This is a genomic window from Dechloromonas denitrificans, from assembly GCF_020510685.1.
Classification (GTDB): Bacteria; Pseudomonadota; Gammaproteobacteria; order Burkholderiales; family Rhodocyclaceae; genus Azonexus; species Azonexus denitrificans_A.
Genome location: NZ_CP075185.1, coordinates 2,460,742 through 2,476,944, shown reverse-complemented (window position 1 = coordinate 2,476,944; position 16,203 = coordinate 2,460,742). Strand labels below are relative to the sequence as shown.

Annotated in this window: 9 protein-coding genes and 1 tRNA gene; 7 read left to right on the top strand and 3 right to left on the bottom strand. The window is 59.0% G+C overall.

The genetic code is table 11. The annotated features are described in order from the left end of the window. Positions 1–108: 108 nt before the first annotated feature. The 3 genes from KI611_RS11780 to KI611_RS11770 are packed head-to-tail and all read left to right on the top strand — an operon-like array spanning position 109 to position 6,109. On the top strand, positions 109–1,590 hold the full coding sequence (locus KI611_RS11780) for an ABC transporter substrate-binding protein (protein ID WP_226415077.1): 1,482 nt from the start codon (positions 109–111) through the stop codon (positions 1,588–1,590). After that, positions 1,590–4,991 carry a response regulator gene (locus KI611_RS11775; protein ID WP_226415074.1) on the top strand — a complete coding sequence of 1,134 codons (3,402 nt, stop codon included), beginning with the start codon at positions 1,590–1,592 and terminating at the stop codon, positions 4,989–4,991. Before KI611_RS11780 ends, KI611_RS11775 begins: the two co-directional genes overlap by 1 nt. Then, a complete protein-coding gene (locus tag KI611_RS11770; protein WP_226415070.1) occupies positions 4,988–6,109 on the top strand; it encodes an HD-GYP domain-containing protein in 1,122 nt (373 codons plus the stop codon). The genes KI611_RS11775 and KI611_RS11770 overlap by 4 nt, the downstream gene beginning before the upstream one ends. Positions 6,110–6,317: 208 nt before the next feature. On the opposite strand, the gene KI611_RS11765 is transcribed toward KI611_RS11770, so the two are convergent. Beyond that, a tRNA-Asn gene (locus KI611_RS11765) sits at positions 6,318–6,393 on the bottom strand. A 76-nt stretch (positions 6,394–6,469) separates the two neighbouring features. Here KI611_RS11765 and KI611_RS11760 point away from each other — a divergent pair. After that, positions 6,470–8,155 (top strand): AsmA family protein, encoded by a 1,686-nt coding sequence (locus KI611_RS11760; RefSeq protein WP_226415066.1) that lies wholly within the window; start codon positions 6,470–6,472, stop codon positions 8,153–8,155. Positions 8,156–8,203: 48 nt separating this feature from the next. Here KI611_RS11760 and KI611_RS11755 read toward each other — a convergent pair whose 3' ends face one another. Then, positions 8,204–9,412, bottom strand: a complete 1,209-nt coding sequence (locus KI611_RS11755; RefSeq protein ID WP_226415062.1) for an amino acid aminotransferase — start codon at positions 9,410–9,412, stop codon at positions 8,204–8,206. Between the two features lie 75 nt (positions 9,413–9,487). On the opposite strand from KI611_RS11755, the gene uvrB reads away from it, so the two are divergent. Together uvrB and KI611_RS11745 are read left to right on the top strand one after the other, a co-directional pair. Next, positions 9,488–11,560: an excinuclease ABC subunit UvrB gene (gene uvrB / locus KI611_RS11750; protein ID WP_226415058.1), complete on the top strand. Its 2,073-nt coding sequence runs from the start codon at positions 9,488–9,490 to the stop codon at positions 11,558–11,560. Then, positions 11,557–12,039: a low molecular weight protein-tyrosine-phosphatase gene (locus tag KI611_RS11745; protein WP_226415054.1), complete on the top strand. Its 483-nt coding sequence runs from the start codon at positions 11,557–11,559 to the stop codon at positions 12,037–12,039. Before uvrB ends, KI611_RS11745 begins: the two co-directional genes overlap by 4 nt. A 67-nt stretch (positions 12,040–12,106) precedes the next feature. On the opposite strand, the gene KI611_RS11740 is transcribed toward KI611_RS11745, so the two are convergent. Next, positions 12,107–14,794, bottom strand: coding sequence for an Rne/Rng family ribonuclease (locus tag KI611_RS11740; protein ID WP_226415051.1), 2,688 nt, complete (start codon positions 14,792–14,794; stop codon positions 12,107–12,109). Positions 14,795–15,191: 397 nt separating this feature from the next. Here KI611_RS11740 and KI611_RS11735 point away from each other — a divergent pair, with 397 nt between their 5' ends. Next, on the top strand, positions 15,192–16,199 hold the full coding sequence (locus tag KI611_RS11735; protein ID WP_226415047.1) for an RluA family pseudouridine synthase: 1,008 nt from the start codon (positions 15,192–15,194) through the stop codon (positions 16,197–16,199). The last annotated feature ends 4 nt before the right edge of the window (positions 16,200–16,203 follow it).

Sequence of the window (16,203 nt, the reverse complement as noted above, 5' to 3'; positions counted from 1 at the left end):
TATACAAGTCTATTGCGTCACCCGCGGCGATCAGGGCGATCCGGATCGTTCGCCTTGCCATAAAAAGCCGTTTGGCATATTTGTAGCTCTCGTGGGGAGGGAGTCAGCATGAAACGAATCAGCATCTGCCTTGTCGTCCTTGCCGCCTTGTTTGGTTGTGGCGAGAAACCAGGCGAAGCGCCGACCAAGCCGTTGGCGCGACCTTTCGAAGGGCAATCGATTTCGCTGATTGTGCCCAAACTCGATGCCCGTCTGATTCGCGGGCCGATTCTCGATGAAGTCGAGAATTTCCAGGAGAAGACCGGTGCCAAGGTCCGGGTGCTGACGCCGGGCTGGAACGAGACTATCGAGAAAATCGATGAGTCGCTGAAGTCGGCGGATGCTAATTTCGACATCTACGTCGTCATTTCGATGTGGAGCGGCACGCTTCTCAGTGGTGGGTATGTCGAGCCGGTTCCTGAAGCGATCAAGCGGAAGATCGACTGGGACGATGTGCTGCCGATCTACCGCAATACGGTCTTGTCATGGAATAACGTCGCCTACGGCTTGCCTTATGATGGCGATTGCATAAATCTCTATTACCGCAAGGATATTTTCGCCAACCCGGAGTTTCAGGCGCGATTCAAGAAAAAGTACAAATATGACCTGGCGCCACCCGCAACGTGGAAAGCCTATCGCGACATTGCCGAGTTTTTCACCGGCTGGGACTGGAATGGCAATGGCAAGCCGGGCTATGGCGTTGCCGGCAACCGGGTCAAGGGCGATATCTCGATGCTCCAGTTCTTTGCCCAGGCGGCGGCTTTTGCCAAGCATCCCGACGATCCTGCCTACTACTTCGACCCCGATACCTTAAAGCCGCGGATCAACAATCCTGGATTCGTCCGGGCTTTGCAGGTGTGGGTCGACACGCTGAAATATGGCCCGCCGGGCATGGTCAATTTTGCCGGCCACGACGTCCGCAACAGTTTCGTTTCCGGGCAGACGGTGATGGCTATCGATTGGGCCGACATGGGCGTGCATGCGGTCAACTCGCCGGCCTCGGTGGTCAAGGACAAGATCGGCTACAGCCAGATTCCGGGCAGTGGCGAAGTTTTCAACGCGATAAGCGGCCACTGGGACGAGCGGCCGAATCAGGTCTCTTCGATCAGCGGCAACTGGACTTTCTTCGTCAGCAAGGCTTCGAAGAACAAAGCCCTGGCCTTTGAGTTTGCCGCCCACATGACCTCGAAAGCACTGACCAAAAAACTGACGGCGATCAGCGGAACCGCGGTCAACCCGTCGCGTCGCTCGCATTTTGAAGATCCCGCCTCGTGGAATCAGTCAGGATTTTCGACCGAGTCGGCCAAAGCCTATCTTGAGGAAATCACCCAGTCGCTATCGAACGCGAATGTCGTCTACGACATAACCATTCCCGGTGCCGGGGAGTATTACCGTGTCGCCGACGAGTTCGTCGCCAAGGCGGTCAACCGCGAGATGAAGCCGAAAGAGGCGCTCGACCGGGCGGCCGAGGAATGGGAGAAGATTACCGAGCGGCTTGGCCGGGACAAGCAGATTGCCTACTACAAGGCCTCGCTGAACGTGAATCGATAATGGCAGGTCAGGTTGTGATCAAAAACCCACGAAGCATCCGGAATATCTCGCTGTATGGGTTCGCCGTGCTCATCCTCGGGGCGCTGCTGAGCGGGGTGGCGGTCGCCTATTTGGCTTTCGATTACAGCGCGGTCGTCGCCCGCCAGCGCGCCGTGGAGGACGCCTATAAATCCGTCCTGGCCTTGAAGTACCACACGGAGCGCCTGCTATCGACGCCGGAACTGATCAAGCAGCGCAAGAGCTGGGAAGCCTCGGTGAACGATTTCGACCGGCTGCTTGACGGGGTGGCCAGGGAAGCGCCGACCCAGGCGGATGCCATTGCCGGTAGTTGGCAGCTGATCCGGCGGGAAATCGATGGCATCAAGGGGCAGTTGGCCAATCCGGCTTTCAGCGAAAGCAGTCTGCAGGAGAAATCCTTGCTGCGCCGCTTCGGTGAAGGCCTGAATGTCAGCGAGGGCGGCGAATACTATGTCGCGGTGCGGACGCTGGTGAACGCCATCGATTTTCTCCAGCAACGTCAGGATTTTCTGCTCGATGATCTCAAAACGCTGAATGACCACATTCGTGAAGACGGTGATGTGCAGTTGCAGCGCACCAAGCGCTTGCTGGTTCTGGTGCCGCTGATTACCGCCATTACCCTGGTTGCCTTTGCCGCCGTGATGTTCACCCTGACCGGGCGCGTCGAGTTGGAACTGCTCCAGATCCACAGCAATCTGCAGAAAACGCTCTCGGAACTCGAATTCGAACGGACGCGTCTGCAAACGCTGTTTGCAACGATTCCGGCATTGGTCTGGCTCAAGGATCCGAACGGGGTCTATCTGGCCTGTAACCCGCCTTTCGAGCGATTTTTCGGTGCCGCCCAAGCGGCCGTCATTGGCCGGACCGATTACGACTTCGTCGATCGCGAGCAGGCTGATTTCTTCCGCAGCAAGGACCGACTGGCGGCCAGCTCGAACCACTCTTCGGTCAATGAAGAGTGGCTGACCTTCAAGGCCGATGGCTACCGCGGTCTTTTTGAGACGACCAAGACGCCGATGCGGGCGGCGGATGGCACGCTGATCGGGGTGCTCGGCGTCGCCTACGACATAACCGAGCATCGCAGCGCGCAAAACGAGTTGATCCGCCACCGCGACCATCTCGAAGAGATGATCCGCGACCGGACCTCCGAACTGGCCGAGGCCAAGGAGATTGCCGAGACGGCCAATGCAGCCAAGAGTGCATTCCTGGCCAACATGAGCCATGAGATCCGGACGCCGCTCAACGCGATCATCGGTTTCACCCATCTGCTTCGGCGCGAGGCGGTGCTGCCGCGGCAGATCGAACAGCTCGACAAGGTTACCGATGCCGCCAAGCACTTGCTGAGCATCATCAACGACATTCTCGATTTTTCGAAGATCGAGGCCGGCAAATTGAGCCTGGAGAGCGTCGAGTTCAAGCTGGACGAGCTCTTCAAGAACATCGCCAATCTGGTTGGCGAGGCGGTCGCCGCAAAAGGGATCGAGCTCGTCGTGCGCATCGATCCGGAGCTGCCGTTCGTGCTGCGGGGCGACAGCGTCCGCCTGCAGCAGATTCTGGTCAATTTCGCGAGCAACGCCGTCAAATTTACCCACACGGGGAGCGTCGTCTTCAGGGCTAAAGCGGTCAGCCGCTCGGCCAGTCAGTTGCACGTCCGCTTCGAGGTCTGCGATACCGGCATCGGTCTGACTGCTGAGCAGCAATCGCGGATATTCCAAGCGTTCGAACAAGCCGATAGTTCGACCACCCGCCAGTTTGGCGGCACCGGACTGGGGCTGGCCATCAGCCGGCGCCTGGCGGAATTGCTGGGCGGGGCCGTGGGGGTCGTCAGCGAACCCGGCAAGGGGAGTACTTTCTGGGTCGAGGTGCCCTTGCTGATGCTCAATGGCCAAGGCGTCCCGGATATCCCGAAGATCGGCATGGCCGAACCGCGGGCCTTGGTGGTGGACGATCTGCCGGAGGCTCGTGAAGCGATCATGCAGACCCTGGCCCGATTCGGCCTCGAGGTTTCTGCGGCGGCCCGCGGTTCCGATGCGGTGCGCGAGGTGGTCGAGGCGGCGCGTTCAGACCGGCATTTTGGCTTGGTCCTGATCGATGCCGAAATGCCCGGGATGGATGGTATCGAGACCGCGCGCAAGCTGCGTCAGGCCTGTCCGGCAGAGCACCCGAGCATCATTCTGATGACGGTGCCGGGGCGCGATTACCTGGCCAGGGTAGCCGCGAGTCGCGATATCGACGGAATACTCAGCAAGCCCGCCACCCCCTCCAGCTTGTTTGATGCGATCGCGCGTACTCAGCCCGGCTATTTGCTCAAACCGACAAGCCCGGAGATCAGCATTGTCGATGTCCGCAGCAAGTTGCAGGGTCGTCGCATTCTGTTGGCCGAGGACAATCGGGTGAATCAGGAAGTGGCGCTTGAACTGCTGCACGACTCCGGCGTCTCGGTCGATCTGGCCGAGGATGGCCAGATGGCCGTCGATATGGCGCGCGCCAATGCCTATGAACTGATCCTGATGGATATTCAGATGCCGCGCATGGATGGTCTGGAAGCTTGCCGGCGGATTCGCGCCTTGCCCGGCCGCTCCGAACTGCCGATTCTGGCGATGACCGCCAATGCTTTTGCCGAGGATCGTCAGTTATGCCTGGAGGCGGGCATGAACGATCATGTCGCCAAGCCGATCGACCCGAAGGCGCTGATCGATGCGCTGCTTCACTGGCTCCCGCGCCGTGAAGAAAGTGTGCCGGAAGACGATGTTTTGCCCCGCGCCGAGATGCCCCAGGACAGTAATCCGTTGTTGGAGGCGAGGCTGAGAGACATTGAAGGTCTCGATGTCGATGCCGGACTGAACATCGTTCGCGGCAAAATTTCCTCCTATTTGCGGATCTTGCAACTGTTTGCCGATGGCCATCGCGATGACGTGGAGAAATTACGTGACCACCTCGCGCAACAGCACATTCGCGAGGCCGAGTCCTGCGCCCATTCCCTGAAGGGGGGAGCTGGCGGCATCGGGGCGGCCGCTATTCAACGGCTTGCCACCGAACTGGAAAGGTCGCTCAAGGATCCCGTTCTGCAAGCTGCCCAGGTTCACCTGGACCAGTTGGCCGAGGAACTGCCCCGTTTGATCAACGACATCGTGGCGCTCCTCGCTACGCCGGAGGCCATCGTTCCTCCGGCGCTCGCATTGCCCGATCCGGTCAGTCCGCGGCGCCTGCTGGCCCGGCTCAAGGTGTTGCTGGCGGCCGACGATATCGCTGCACGGCACTATTTCGAGGAAAACCGGAGCGTCCTGGCCGGGGTGCTGGAGCCGGTCGTCCTGGAGCGTCTGGGACAACAAATTTCACGCTTCGCTTATGATGAAGCACTGAGCACCCTGGAAACAGCATGAACAAGCACCTACAAACCATTCTCCTGGTCGACGATCAGCCGGAAAATCTGGAGATTCTCGGTGCGGTGCTGGCCCCTTTCTATCAGGTCAAAGTCGCTACCGGCGGCCAGCGCGCGCTGCGCTCGGCACTTTCCGAACCGCGCCCGGACCTGATTCTGCTCGACGTCATGATGCCGGAAATGGATGGCTACTCGGTTCTCGAACATCTGCGCGAAAACATCGTAACCCGCGACATTCCGGTCATCTTCGTGACCGCCAAGGATTCGGCCATGGACGAAGAGCGTGGCCTCGAACTTGGCGCCGCGGATTACATTGCCAAGCCGGTCAAGCCGGCCGTCGTTTTGGCACGGGTTCATACTCAACTCGAAAACAAACGGGCCAAGGAGTGGCTCAGGGATCAGAACGCCTTTCTCGACGCCGAAGTCAAACGGCGCATGCGTGACAACGAGGTGATCCAGAGCGCCAGCCTGCATGCCCTGGCGATTCTTGCCGAAACGCGCGACAGTGACACCGGAAACCACATTCATCGAACCCAGTCCTACGTCGAGGCGCTGGTTCACGCCATTCGAAGGCACCCGGAGCGCTTCGGCAATCTGCTTGAGGAAGAACTCACTTCTATCGTCAAGGCGGCGCCTCTGCACGATATCGGCAAGGTCGGCATTCCCGACAGCGTCCTGTATAAACCTGGGCGCTTCTCGGACGACGAATTTGAAATAATGAAAAAGCATAGCCAGATCGGTGCCGATGCCATTGCCCAGGCCATGCAGCGGGTCAAGGATGCAAGTCCCGCCATCGCCGGCGACGGCAGCCCGGCTCTGGCCTTCCTCGAAGTGGCGCGGCAGATTGCCCGTTGGCATCATGAGCGCTGGGACGGCCGTGGTTATCCGGACCTGCTGCAGGGCGAGGAAATTCCGCTGGCCGCCCGTTTAATGGCCATCGCCGACGTCTTCGATGCACTGGTCAGCAAGCGCGTATACAAAGAAGCATTGCCGATAGACGAGGCGATCAACGTCATTCGTGCCGACAGCGGGAAGCATTTCGATCCCCGGCTGGTCGATCTGTTTCTTGAAATTCAGGCCGAATTCGCGGAAATCGCTTATCGCTTTGCCGATGTGTGAGTTTCAAAGGGCGAATAATCGTTGCCCAAGCGGCTTTCGGTTGGGTCAAGCATTGTTTGAGCAAGCAAACGCCGGTTATCATCTGGCGTTGAATTTTCGACCATTCAGCGGGGAGGGGGCGGTAATGGAATGCAACTGTGCCGTGGCTGAACTTGGGCCGGAAAGCAAAAAGCCCAATCTTGATGATTGGGCTAAATGTGGTTTTCTCTGGCTCCCCGACCTGGGCTCGAACCAGGGACCTACGGATTAACAGTCCGGCGCTCTACCAACTGAGCTATCGAGGAACAGAGGAGCGCATTATAGGTATCGAACCCGCTTGCGTCAAGCGTCTTGTGGCTTTTAGAAGAAAAAAACTTACGTATGGATCCTAAGCTTGTTTATGCAAAAACGCCGATGGGGGACGAGGCGGTTCGGCAAAGTACGCGGGTTGTACAGCGTAACCTTCGCATGGTCCTGGTTCAGGTTGATGGAAAACTGACCATCGAGGAGCTGTCGGTAAAGATGGAAAATCCGCGCATGGTCGAGAGCGCGCTTCGTGAGCTGGAGGAGGGCGGGTTTATCGCCCCGAGGCTCGAAGCGGCCTCGGTTTGGGCGGAAAGCGGGCTGCCGAGCCACAAAGAACAGGTTTCGGCCCTTTCCCAATTTTCGACTTTCGGCCCAAAATCCCTTTCCCCTCCTGACCGTCCCGGGGGCGACAGTAGGGGCGGAAAATTTTCTTTTTTCGGCAAACCGATTCTTCCTTCGCCACGCAATAAGAGCGCCGTATCGTCCGAGACAGTGGCGATCTCGCCGCGTAAGCCAGTTCCCGATGAACATGATGACGACGGCAAGAGAATTCCGTTGCTGAAGTGGGGGCTGCTCGGACTTGCCGGTGCCGTTCTTTTACTGCTCGGATTGGTGCTGTTTTACCCCTACGCTGATTTCAAGCCGGCGATCGAGGCGGCGGCGAGCCGTTTGTTGCAAACACCGGTCAAGGTCGGTCACGTTGGCATGACGCTCTTGCCGCAGCCGCAATTGAACCTGGCGGATGTTCGGATTGGCGAAGCTGGCGATTCGCGAATCGAGACAATCCACATTGCGTCCCCATTTGCTCTGCTGGGGAGCGGGCCGCAGCGGATTTCCCGTGTCGATGTCGTCGGTGCCGTGCTTTCAGCCAATCGTCTGGTCGCTTTGCCGATGTTTGGCGCGGCGCGGGGGGCGGCGGCTGACGAGGTGGTGATTCGGCGCCTTCGCATCGAGCGCAGCGCAGTAACGGTGCGCGATATTGCGCTACGCGATATCGCTGGGGAAATTATTTTCAAGGCCGATGGCAGTGTTGAAAAAGCCGCTTTTCAGGCCGTCGATCGCAGCATCAGGCTGGCTGTGGTGCCTACCCCCCAGGGGCTGTTGCTCAACATCGAAGGCTTGGCCTGGAAGCCCGCCGGCATGCCGGTTTCTTTCGACTCGCTGCAAGCCAAGGGGCTGCTGCAAAAAAACAAGCTGCTGATTCAGAGCATCGATACCACCTTCCTTGGCGGCATCCTGAAAGGCAACTGGTTGCTCGACTGGAGTAATGGTCTGGTGATGGCCGGTGATGCCAGCCTGCACCGAATCGACTGTCGTCAACTAAGCGCGGCGTTCGTGCCAACGCTGAAGCTGGAGGGCGATCTGGGTGGCACATTGCGCCTGAGAGCCGGCGGGAACGATTGGGCGAGCATGTGGAATAGTCTCGAAGGCATGCTTGATGCGGATATTACCCGGGGTGTTTTGTATGGGGTCGATCTCGGGGAAGTGGCCAGGCGCGGCGGCGGTTCCGCGGTGCGCTCCGGCGCGACAAAATTCGATCGTTTGCGCACCAACATCACGATCAATCCCGGGCAGGTCAGCGGCCGCGACATTCGGCTCGACGCCGGCATGATGACGGCGACCGGTCAGTTCCTGGCCCGTCGCGATCGGCCGATTGATGCCACGTTGAGCATCGGTATCCAGACTTCCGTGTCGAGTCGGCACGTGCCTGTCCATGTCTCGGGGATGCTGCCGGATCTCACAGCTTCCGGTAGCAAATAAAAAAGGGCGAGACCGCGGTCTCGCCCTTTTTGCTCAGCCTTGAAAAAATCAGGCTTTGGTCACGGCGGCGATGGCCTTGGCGACATATTCCAGATTCTTGGTGTTCAGCGCCGCCAGGCAGATACGTCCGGTCGACACGGCGTAGATGCCGAATTCGTCCTTCATCCGTTCGACCTGAGCAGCGGTCAAACCGGTGTAGGAGAACATGCCGCGTTGTTGAACGACGAAGGAGAAATCCTGAGCGACGCCCTGTGCCTTGATGGCATCGACCAAGCCGGTGCGCATGGCACGGATGCGGTCGCGCATGCCGGACAGTTCGGTTTCCCACATCTGACGCAACTCCGGCGTCGCGAGGACGGCGGCAACCAGGGCACCACCGTGAATCGGCGGGTTGGAGTAGTTGGTGCGGATCACCCGCTTGACCTGCGACAGGACGCGAGCGGACTCTTCCTTGCTGGCGGTGATGACGGACAGCGCACCAACGCGTTCGCCGTAAAGCGAGAAGCTCTTCGAGAAGGAACTGGAGACGAAGAACTGTAGGCCGGACGCAGAGAAGGCACGGACGGCGACCGCATCGGCGTCGATGCCGTCGGCAAAGCCCTGGTAGGCCATGTCGAGGAAGGGCACCAGGCCACGCTCGCGGCAGACGTCGACGACTTCCTGCCATTGGGCATCCGAGAGATCGGCGCCGGTCGGGTTGTGGCAGCAGGCGTGCAGGATGATGACGGAACCGGCGGCCAGGCTGTTCAGGCAGGCCTTCATGCCAGTGAAATTGACGCCCCGGGTGGCGGCATCGTAGTACGGATAGTTTTCGACAACGAAACCGGCCGACTCGAACAGCGCACGGTGATTTTCCCAGGAGGGATCGCTGATATAGACTTTGGCGTTCGGGTTCAGGCGTTTCAGGTAATCGGCACCAACCTTCAGCGCGCCGGTGCCGCCCAGGCACTGGGCGGTGATGACCTGGCCGTTGGCGATCAGTTCGGATTCCTTGCCGAGCAACAGGTTCTGCACGGCCTGGTTGTAGGCCGGAGAGCCTTCGATCGGTTGATAACCGCGCGGTAATGCAGCCTTGACGCGTGCGTCTTCGGCCGACTTGACGGCTGCGAGCAGGGGGATTTTGCCGTTGTCGTCGAAGTAAACACCGACGCCAAGGTTGACCTTGGTGCCGCGGGTGTCGGCGTTGAATGATTCGTTCAGGCCGAGGATGGGATCACGCGGGGCCATCTCTACCGCAGCAAAGATCGAAGAGGACATAAGGTCTCCATGGAATAATAGGAACACTGTCCGCGCAGCGCCTTTGCCGCGCGAGGAAAACCGAAGAATTTTAGCATGAGCGAAACCAAGACCAGTATCCCGGTTGTCTGTTTTGAAGGCAGCCCGTATCGATTGCATCAACCGTTTCCACCGGCTGGCGACCAGCCCGAGGCGATTCGCCTGTTGGTCGAAGGCCTGGAGGATGGGTTGTCCTATCAAACGCTGCTCGGTGTGACCGGCTCGGGGAAAACCTACACGATGGCCAATGTCATCGCCCGGACCGGCCGTCCGGCGCTGGTCCTCGCCCCGAACAAGACGCTGGCCGCCCAGCTCTATTCGGAGTTCAAGGAGTTCTTCCCGGAAAACGCCGTCGAGTATTTCGTCTCCTACTACGACTACTACCAGCCGGAAGCCTATGTGCCTTCGCGCGACCTTTTCATTGAGAAGGACAGCTCGATCAACGACCACATCGAGCAGATGCGCCTGTCGGCCACCAAGAGCCTGATCGAGCGGCGCGACGTAGTGATCGTCGCGACCGTCTCCTGCATCTACGGTCTCGGCGACCGTGACGAGTACCACAACATGATCCTGACCATGCGTGTCGGGGATCGCCTGGATCAGCGGGCCATCGTCAAGCGCCTGATCGACATGCAGTACGAACGCAACGATGTCGATTTCCATCGCGGCATTTTCCGCGTGCGTGGCGACATCATCGATATTTTTCCTGCCGAGCATGCCGAGCATGCCATCCGTGTCTCGCTGTTCGACGACGAAATCGAAAGCCTGCAGTTCTTCGATCCGCTGACCGGCCATTTGCTGCACAAGGCGCTGCGGTTTACCGTTTTCCCGGCTTCGCATTACGTGACGCCCCGGGCCACGGTTGTTCGTGCCATCGAGGCGATCAAGGATGAATTGCGCGAACGTATCGATTTCTTCACCCGGAACAACAAGCTGGTCGAAGCTCAGCGCATCGAGCAACGCACCAAATTTGACCTCGAATTGCTCGACCAGATCGGTTTCTGCAAAGGGATCGAAAATTACTCGCGGCATTTTTCCGGGCGCAAGCCGGGCGAATCGCCGCCGACCCTGATCGACTACCTGCCTTCGGATGCCTTGATGTTCATCGACGAATCGCATGTCTCGATCGGCCAGGTTGGTGCGATGTACAAAGGTGACCGATCGCGCAAGGAAAATCTGGTCGATTACGGCTTCCGCCTGCCGTCGGCGCTCGACAACCGGCCATTGAAGTTCAGCGAGTTCGAGGCGCATTTGCGGCAGACCATTTTCGTTTCCGCGACGCCTGCCGATTACGAAAATGAGCATGCCGGGCAGGTCGTTGAGCAGGTGGCCCGGCCGACCGGGTTGGTTGATCCGGAGGTGTTGGTGCGTTCGGCATCGACACAGGTCGACGATTTGCTGGCCGAGAGCAAAAAACGTATCGCACTCGGCGAACGAGTTCTGGTGACGACGTTGACCAAACGCATGGCTGAGGATCTGACCGATTTCCTGGCCGATAATGGCATCAAGGTCCGCTATCTGCACTCAGACATCGATACCGTCGAGCGCGTGGAAATCATCCGTGATCTGCGTCTGGGTGAGTTCGACGTGCTGGTCGGCATCAATCTGCTGCGCGAAGGGCTGGATATTCCCGAGGTATCCCTGGTTGCTATTCTGGATGCCGACAAGGAAGGCTTTTTGCGTTCAGAGCGCTCGCTGATTCAAACCATGGGCCGCGCCGCGCGCCATCTCAATGGCACGGCAATCCTTTATGCTGATACGATTACAAAATCCATGCAGCGTGCGATTGCCGAAACCGAGCGGCGGCGGGAAAAACAGATTACTTTCAATGCGGAGCACGGCATTACGCCGCGCGGGGTGTCCAAGAAAATCAAGGACATCATCGACGGCGTTTATGATGCGGAATCCGCCCAGACCGAATTGAAGGCAGCTCAGCAGCAGGCCGTATATGAGGCAATGGATGAGAAGACAGTAGCCAGGGAGATCAAACGGCTCGAGAAATTGATGTTGGAGTGCGCGAGAAACCTGGAATTCGAAAAAGCGGCGGCAGCCCGCGATGATCTGTTCCGGCTCAGGGAGCGGGTATTCGGCGCGGCGCAGCACGACCCTGACGGAGATGAGACAAAATGAGCTTTCGCGTGCTGCTCGTCTGTATGGGCAACATCTGTCGTTCCCCAACGGCGGAAGGGGTCCTCAGGCAGTATATAAAAAATAATAAATTAGGTGATAGGGTCGAAGTCGACTCTGCGGGAACCCACGGTTACCACGTCGGTGAAGCTCCCGATGCGCGGACGCAGCGCGCCGCCGCCGCCCGTGGCTACAACCTTACCCAGTTTCGTGCCCGCAAGGTCGCCCGGCAGGATCTCGACTATTTCGACCTGATCCTGGCGATGGACAGGAGCAATCTTGAAAACCTGCTTCGCATGGCAACGCCGGAGCAAAAGACACGCATCAAACTGTTCATGGAGTTTGCCAAGAACTTTGATGATGAGGAGGTTCCTGATCCGTATTACGGTCTCGGTCACGGCTTCGATCTGGTGCTCGATATGGTCGAAGACGGCGCCCAGGGGCTGATCGATGAAATCAGGGGAAGACTCGGTAAGCCATAGCGATCTCGTGCGATAGACAAAAAGAAGGGGCACCCATGGGCGCCCCTTCTTTTTTAGTGCAGGCGTTTTACTTGCCTGTTTCAACCATCACCAGCGGTGCTGCCTCGGCCTGTTCGCCAGCCGGCTTCTGCTTGCGCGGACGACCAAGCTTGACCGGCGGTTCCTGGGCGATAACTGCCGGTGCCGTGGTCTGGACCAATACCAGGCCGCTTTCGACCAGGGATTTTTCCAGATCGACTGTCGCAACGACTACGGTCGGTGCCGGTGGGGCTGCAACTTCAACGGTTTCCACAATCTCAACTGCGACAGCTTCAACCGGTGCAGCAACAACGGGGGCGGGTTCAATAGCAACCGATGCGATTTCAGCGACGACCGGTGCAGGTTTTTCCTCGACTGGCGGGACTTCCGCAACGACTTCAGGCTGCGCTGCCGGGGCAGACGCTTCGACCGGAGCAGGAGCTTCGGCTTCGGCGGCCGGGATTACGACAACCAGTGGCTCCTGGCTGACCGGCGGAGCAATGGCTTCGTCGGCCATCGAGCTGTTGTCCTGGGCAACCGGTGCCGCGGTGGCGCTGTCGGTTTCGTTGCGACGTTCGCTACGACCACGGCCGCCACGGCGACCACGGCGACGGGCGCCTTGTTCTTCTCCGTTGCCGCTTTCCTGACCTTCGGGGGCGTTGATCGCCGCATTGTTCGCCGTAACCTCGGCAGCTGCAACTTCAGGCGTCAACTTGTTTTCGACGACTTCCGGTTGCTGGCGCTCGCGGCGCTCCTTGCGTTCACCACGCGGACGGCGTTCCTGACGTTCCGGGCGTTCGCCGGTGGCTGCGGTCGACTCCTCGCGCGGAGCCTTTTCGGCGTTGCGTTCGTTGCGATTGCCTCGTTCCGGACGCTCACTGCGCTCGCCGCGCTCCTGATTGCCGTTGCGGCCACCGCGGCGATTATCGCCACGCCCTTCACCGCGCTCACGACGACCATCGTTACGGCCCTCGCGGGCTTTTTTCGCCGGAGCGGGCGCCGGAGCCGGTTCAACCGCCTTCGGCGGGGTGCGGAACCAGGACATGATCTTGGAGATCAAGCCGCTATCGCTCTGGGCTGGAGTCGTTGAGGCGACTTCAACAATTCTTTCGGCCATCATCGGGGCCGGCTGATCCGGAGAGATGCCCTTGACGACCGCTTCCTGACGGGGTTTGGCGGCTTCCATCTGGGTCGCTTGCTTGATGGCTTCCTCCAGCGGCATGTCGACCATCTTGTAGGACGGCTCGCGGATTTCCTCGTTGTTCAGGTCATCGTGGCGCAGGCGGGTAATCGTGTGCGCCGGGGTTTCGAGATGAACGTTTGGAATCAGCAGGATGGTGACCTTGTGGCGCAGCTCGACGGCCTGGATATCCGGGCGCTTTTCGTTGAGCAGGAAGGTAGCGACATCGACCGGGACTTGGACATGCACGGCACCGGTGTTTTCCTTCATCGCCTCTTCCTCCAGGATGCGCAGGATGTGCAACGCAGCGGATTCGGTGGAGCGGATGTGGCCGGTGCCTGTACAGCGCGGGCAGGAGATGTAGCTGGTTTCCGCCAGGGCAGGGCGCAGGCGCTGACGGGACAGTTCCATCAGGCCGAAGCGGCTGATCTTGCCCATCTGAACACGGGCCCGGTCGAAACGCAGCGCATCGCGCAGGCGGTTTTCGACCTCGCGCTGGTTGCGCTGGTTTTCCATGTCGATGAAGTCGATGACGATCAGGCCGCCAAGGTCGCGCAGGCGCAACTGGCGGGCCAGCTCTTCAGCCGCTTCCAGATTGGTCTTGAAGGCGGTTTCCTCGATGTCGGCACCCTTGGTGGCGCGACCTGAGTTGACGTCGACCGCAACCAGTGCTTCGGTATGGTCAATGACGATGGCGCCACCGGACGGCAGGTTGACCTGACGGACAAACGCCGTTTCGATCTGGTGCTCGATCTGGAAGCGTGAGAACAGGGGAACATCGTCGCGATAGCGCTTGACGCGATTGATGTTGGCCGGCATCACCGTACCCATGAAGGCGCGAGCCTGGTCATAGACTTCGTCGGTGTCGATGAGGATTTCGCCGATTTCCGAATGGAAGTAGTCGCGAATGGCACGAATGACCAAGCTACCTTCTAGGTAAATCAGGAAGGCGCCGTTTTGCTGCTTGGCGGCACCTTCGATGGCGGTCCAAAGTTGCAGCAGGTAGTTCAAGTCCCACTGCAATTCTTCGGATTGGCGGCCGATGGCAGCGGTGCGGGCGATCAGGCTCATGCCGTTGGGGACTTCAAGCTGATCCATGACTTCGCGCAGTTCGGTGCGCTCGTCGCCGTCAACGCGACGGGAAACGCCGCCGCCGCGCGGATTGTTCGGCATCAGGACCAGATATCGGCCGGCCAGCGAAACGTAGGTGGTCAGGGCGGCGCCCTTGTTGCCACGCTCGTCCTTGTCGACCTGAACGATCAGTTCCTGGCCTTCTTTCAGCGCTTCGTTGATCTTGGCGCGACTTACCTCGACGCCGGGTTGGAAGTAGGCGCGAGAAATTTCCTTGAATGGGAGAAAACCATGGCGATCGGCACCGTAGTCGACGAAGCACGCTTCGAGGCTGGGTTCGATGCGGGTAATGACACCCTTGTAAATGTTGCTCTTGCGTTGCTCTTTGGCGGCGGACTCAATGTCGAGATCAATCAGTTTCTGACCATCGACAATGGCGACACGGAGTTCTTCCGCCTGTGTCGCATTGAATAGCATGCGTTTCATTGTATTGGGGCTCCAGCGCGCTTGGGCACGCTGCAACGGAACACCCGTACAGGCAGCGACAGTTTCAGTTATCGGGTTGCGTCATGGGTAAATGGCAAAGGCGATGATGAAAGTGCTGATCAACAAACGGTCGCGTGTTTTTTATTGAAATGCGCAACCTGAAAATTCCTGCAACGGGCAATCCGTGCGTGCTTACGGCGGGCTAATCCATTAACATCACTACTTTTGGTGAGTGAACTTAACCAGTCGTTTTACGTTGGTCTGGCTTGTACAAGTCGCACAAGTGAGGCTTCGGAGCCTGCCGCGTGGCAGTCGCGCTTTATGCACGAGGCAAACGGTCTGACGGTTCTGAATCTCTTGCAAACTGAGACGTAAAACGTGGGCAGTATATTAGAAAATGAACAGCGCTGGTAACTATTCAGTCACCCATCTGGTGATCGACGAAGAGCAGCAGGGCCAGCGATTGGATAACTTCCTGATCCGGCATTGCAAGGGTGTTCCAAAAAGCCATCTTTACCGCATTCTGCGTAGTGGCGAGGTGCGGGTAAATAGCGGCCGGGTCGATGCGACCTACCGCCTGTGCGCCGGCGATAAACTGCGCGTTCCACCTATTCGCATTGCCGAACGGCCGCAGAATGAGGTCGACGAAGCCGCCAAGCAACGGGTCGATCTGCCGATCATTTACGAAGATGAATCCATGCTGGTGATCGACAAACCGGAAGGGATTGCGGTGCACGGCGGTAGCGGGGTCAGTTTTGGCGTTATTGAGGCACTGCGTCGGCAACGGCCGCAAGCCAAGTTCCTTGAGTTGGCCCACCGCCTCGACCGTGAAACCTCGGGTGTGCTGCTGGTCGGCAAGAAGCGGCTGGCATTGACGGCGCTCCACGACATGTTCCGTGAGCACGGGGCCGGGGCGGACAAGCGTTACCTGGTTCTGGTCAAGGGGCGCTGGATGAACACGACCCAACACGTCAAGTTGCCGCTGTATAAATATCTGACGGACAGTGGTGAGCGCCGCGTCTCGGTGAACCCTGAGGGCAAGCCATCGCATACGGTGTTTCGCCTGCTGGCGCGCTGGCCGGAGATGAGCTTGCTTGAAGCCCAGCTAAAAACCGGACGGACCCATCAAATTCGTGTCCATCTGGCGCACCTTGGTTTTCCCATTCTCGGTGACGAAAAATATGGTGATTTCGCTCTGAATCGAGAGAGCAAGCGTAACGGCCTCAAACGCATGGCGCTGCACGCTTGGCGCATGGCGTTTCGACATCCGCTTTCGGCGGCGCTGCTGGAGTGCGTCGCGCCTCTGCCGGACGGCATAAGGAGCTACATCGCGGTGGTCGACCAGCAAAATGTACGAGAATTCACCGCCGAGAATCTGGCGGATATTTTGGCGAAGGGTTGTTGAAGTC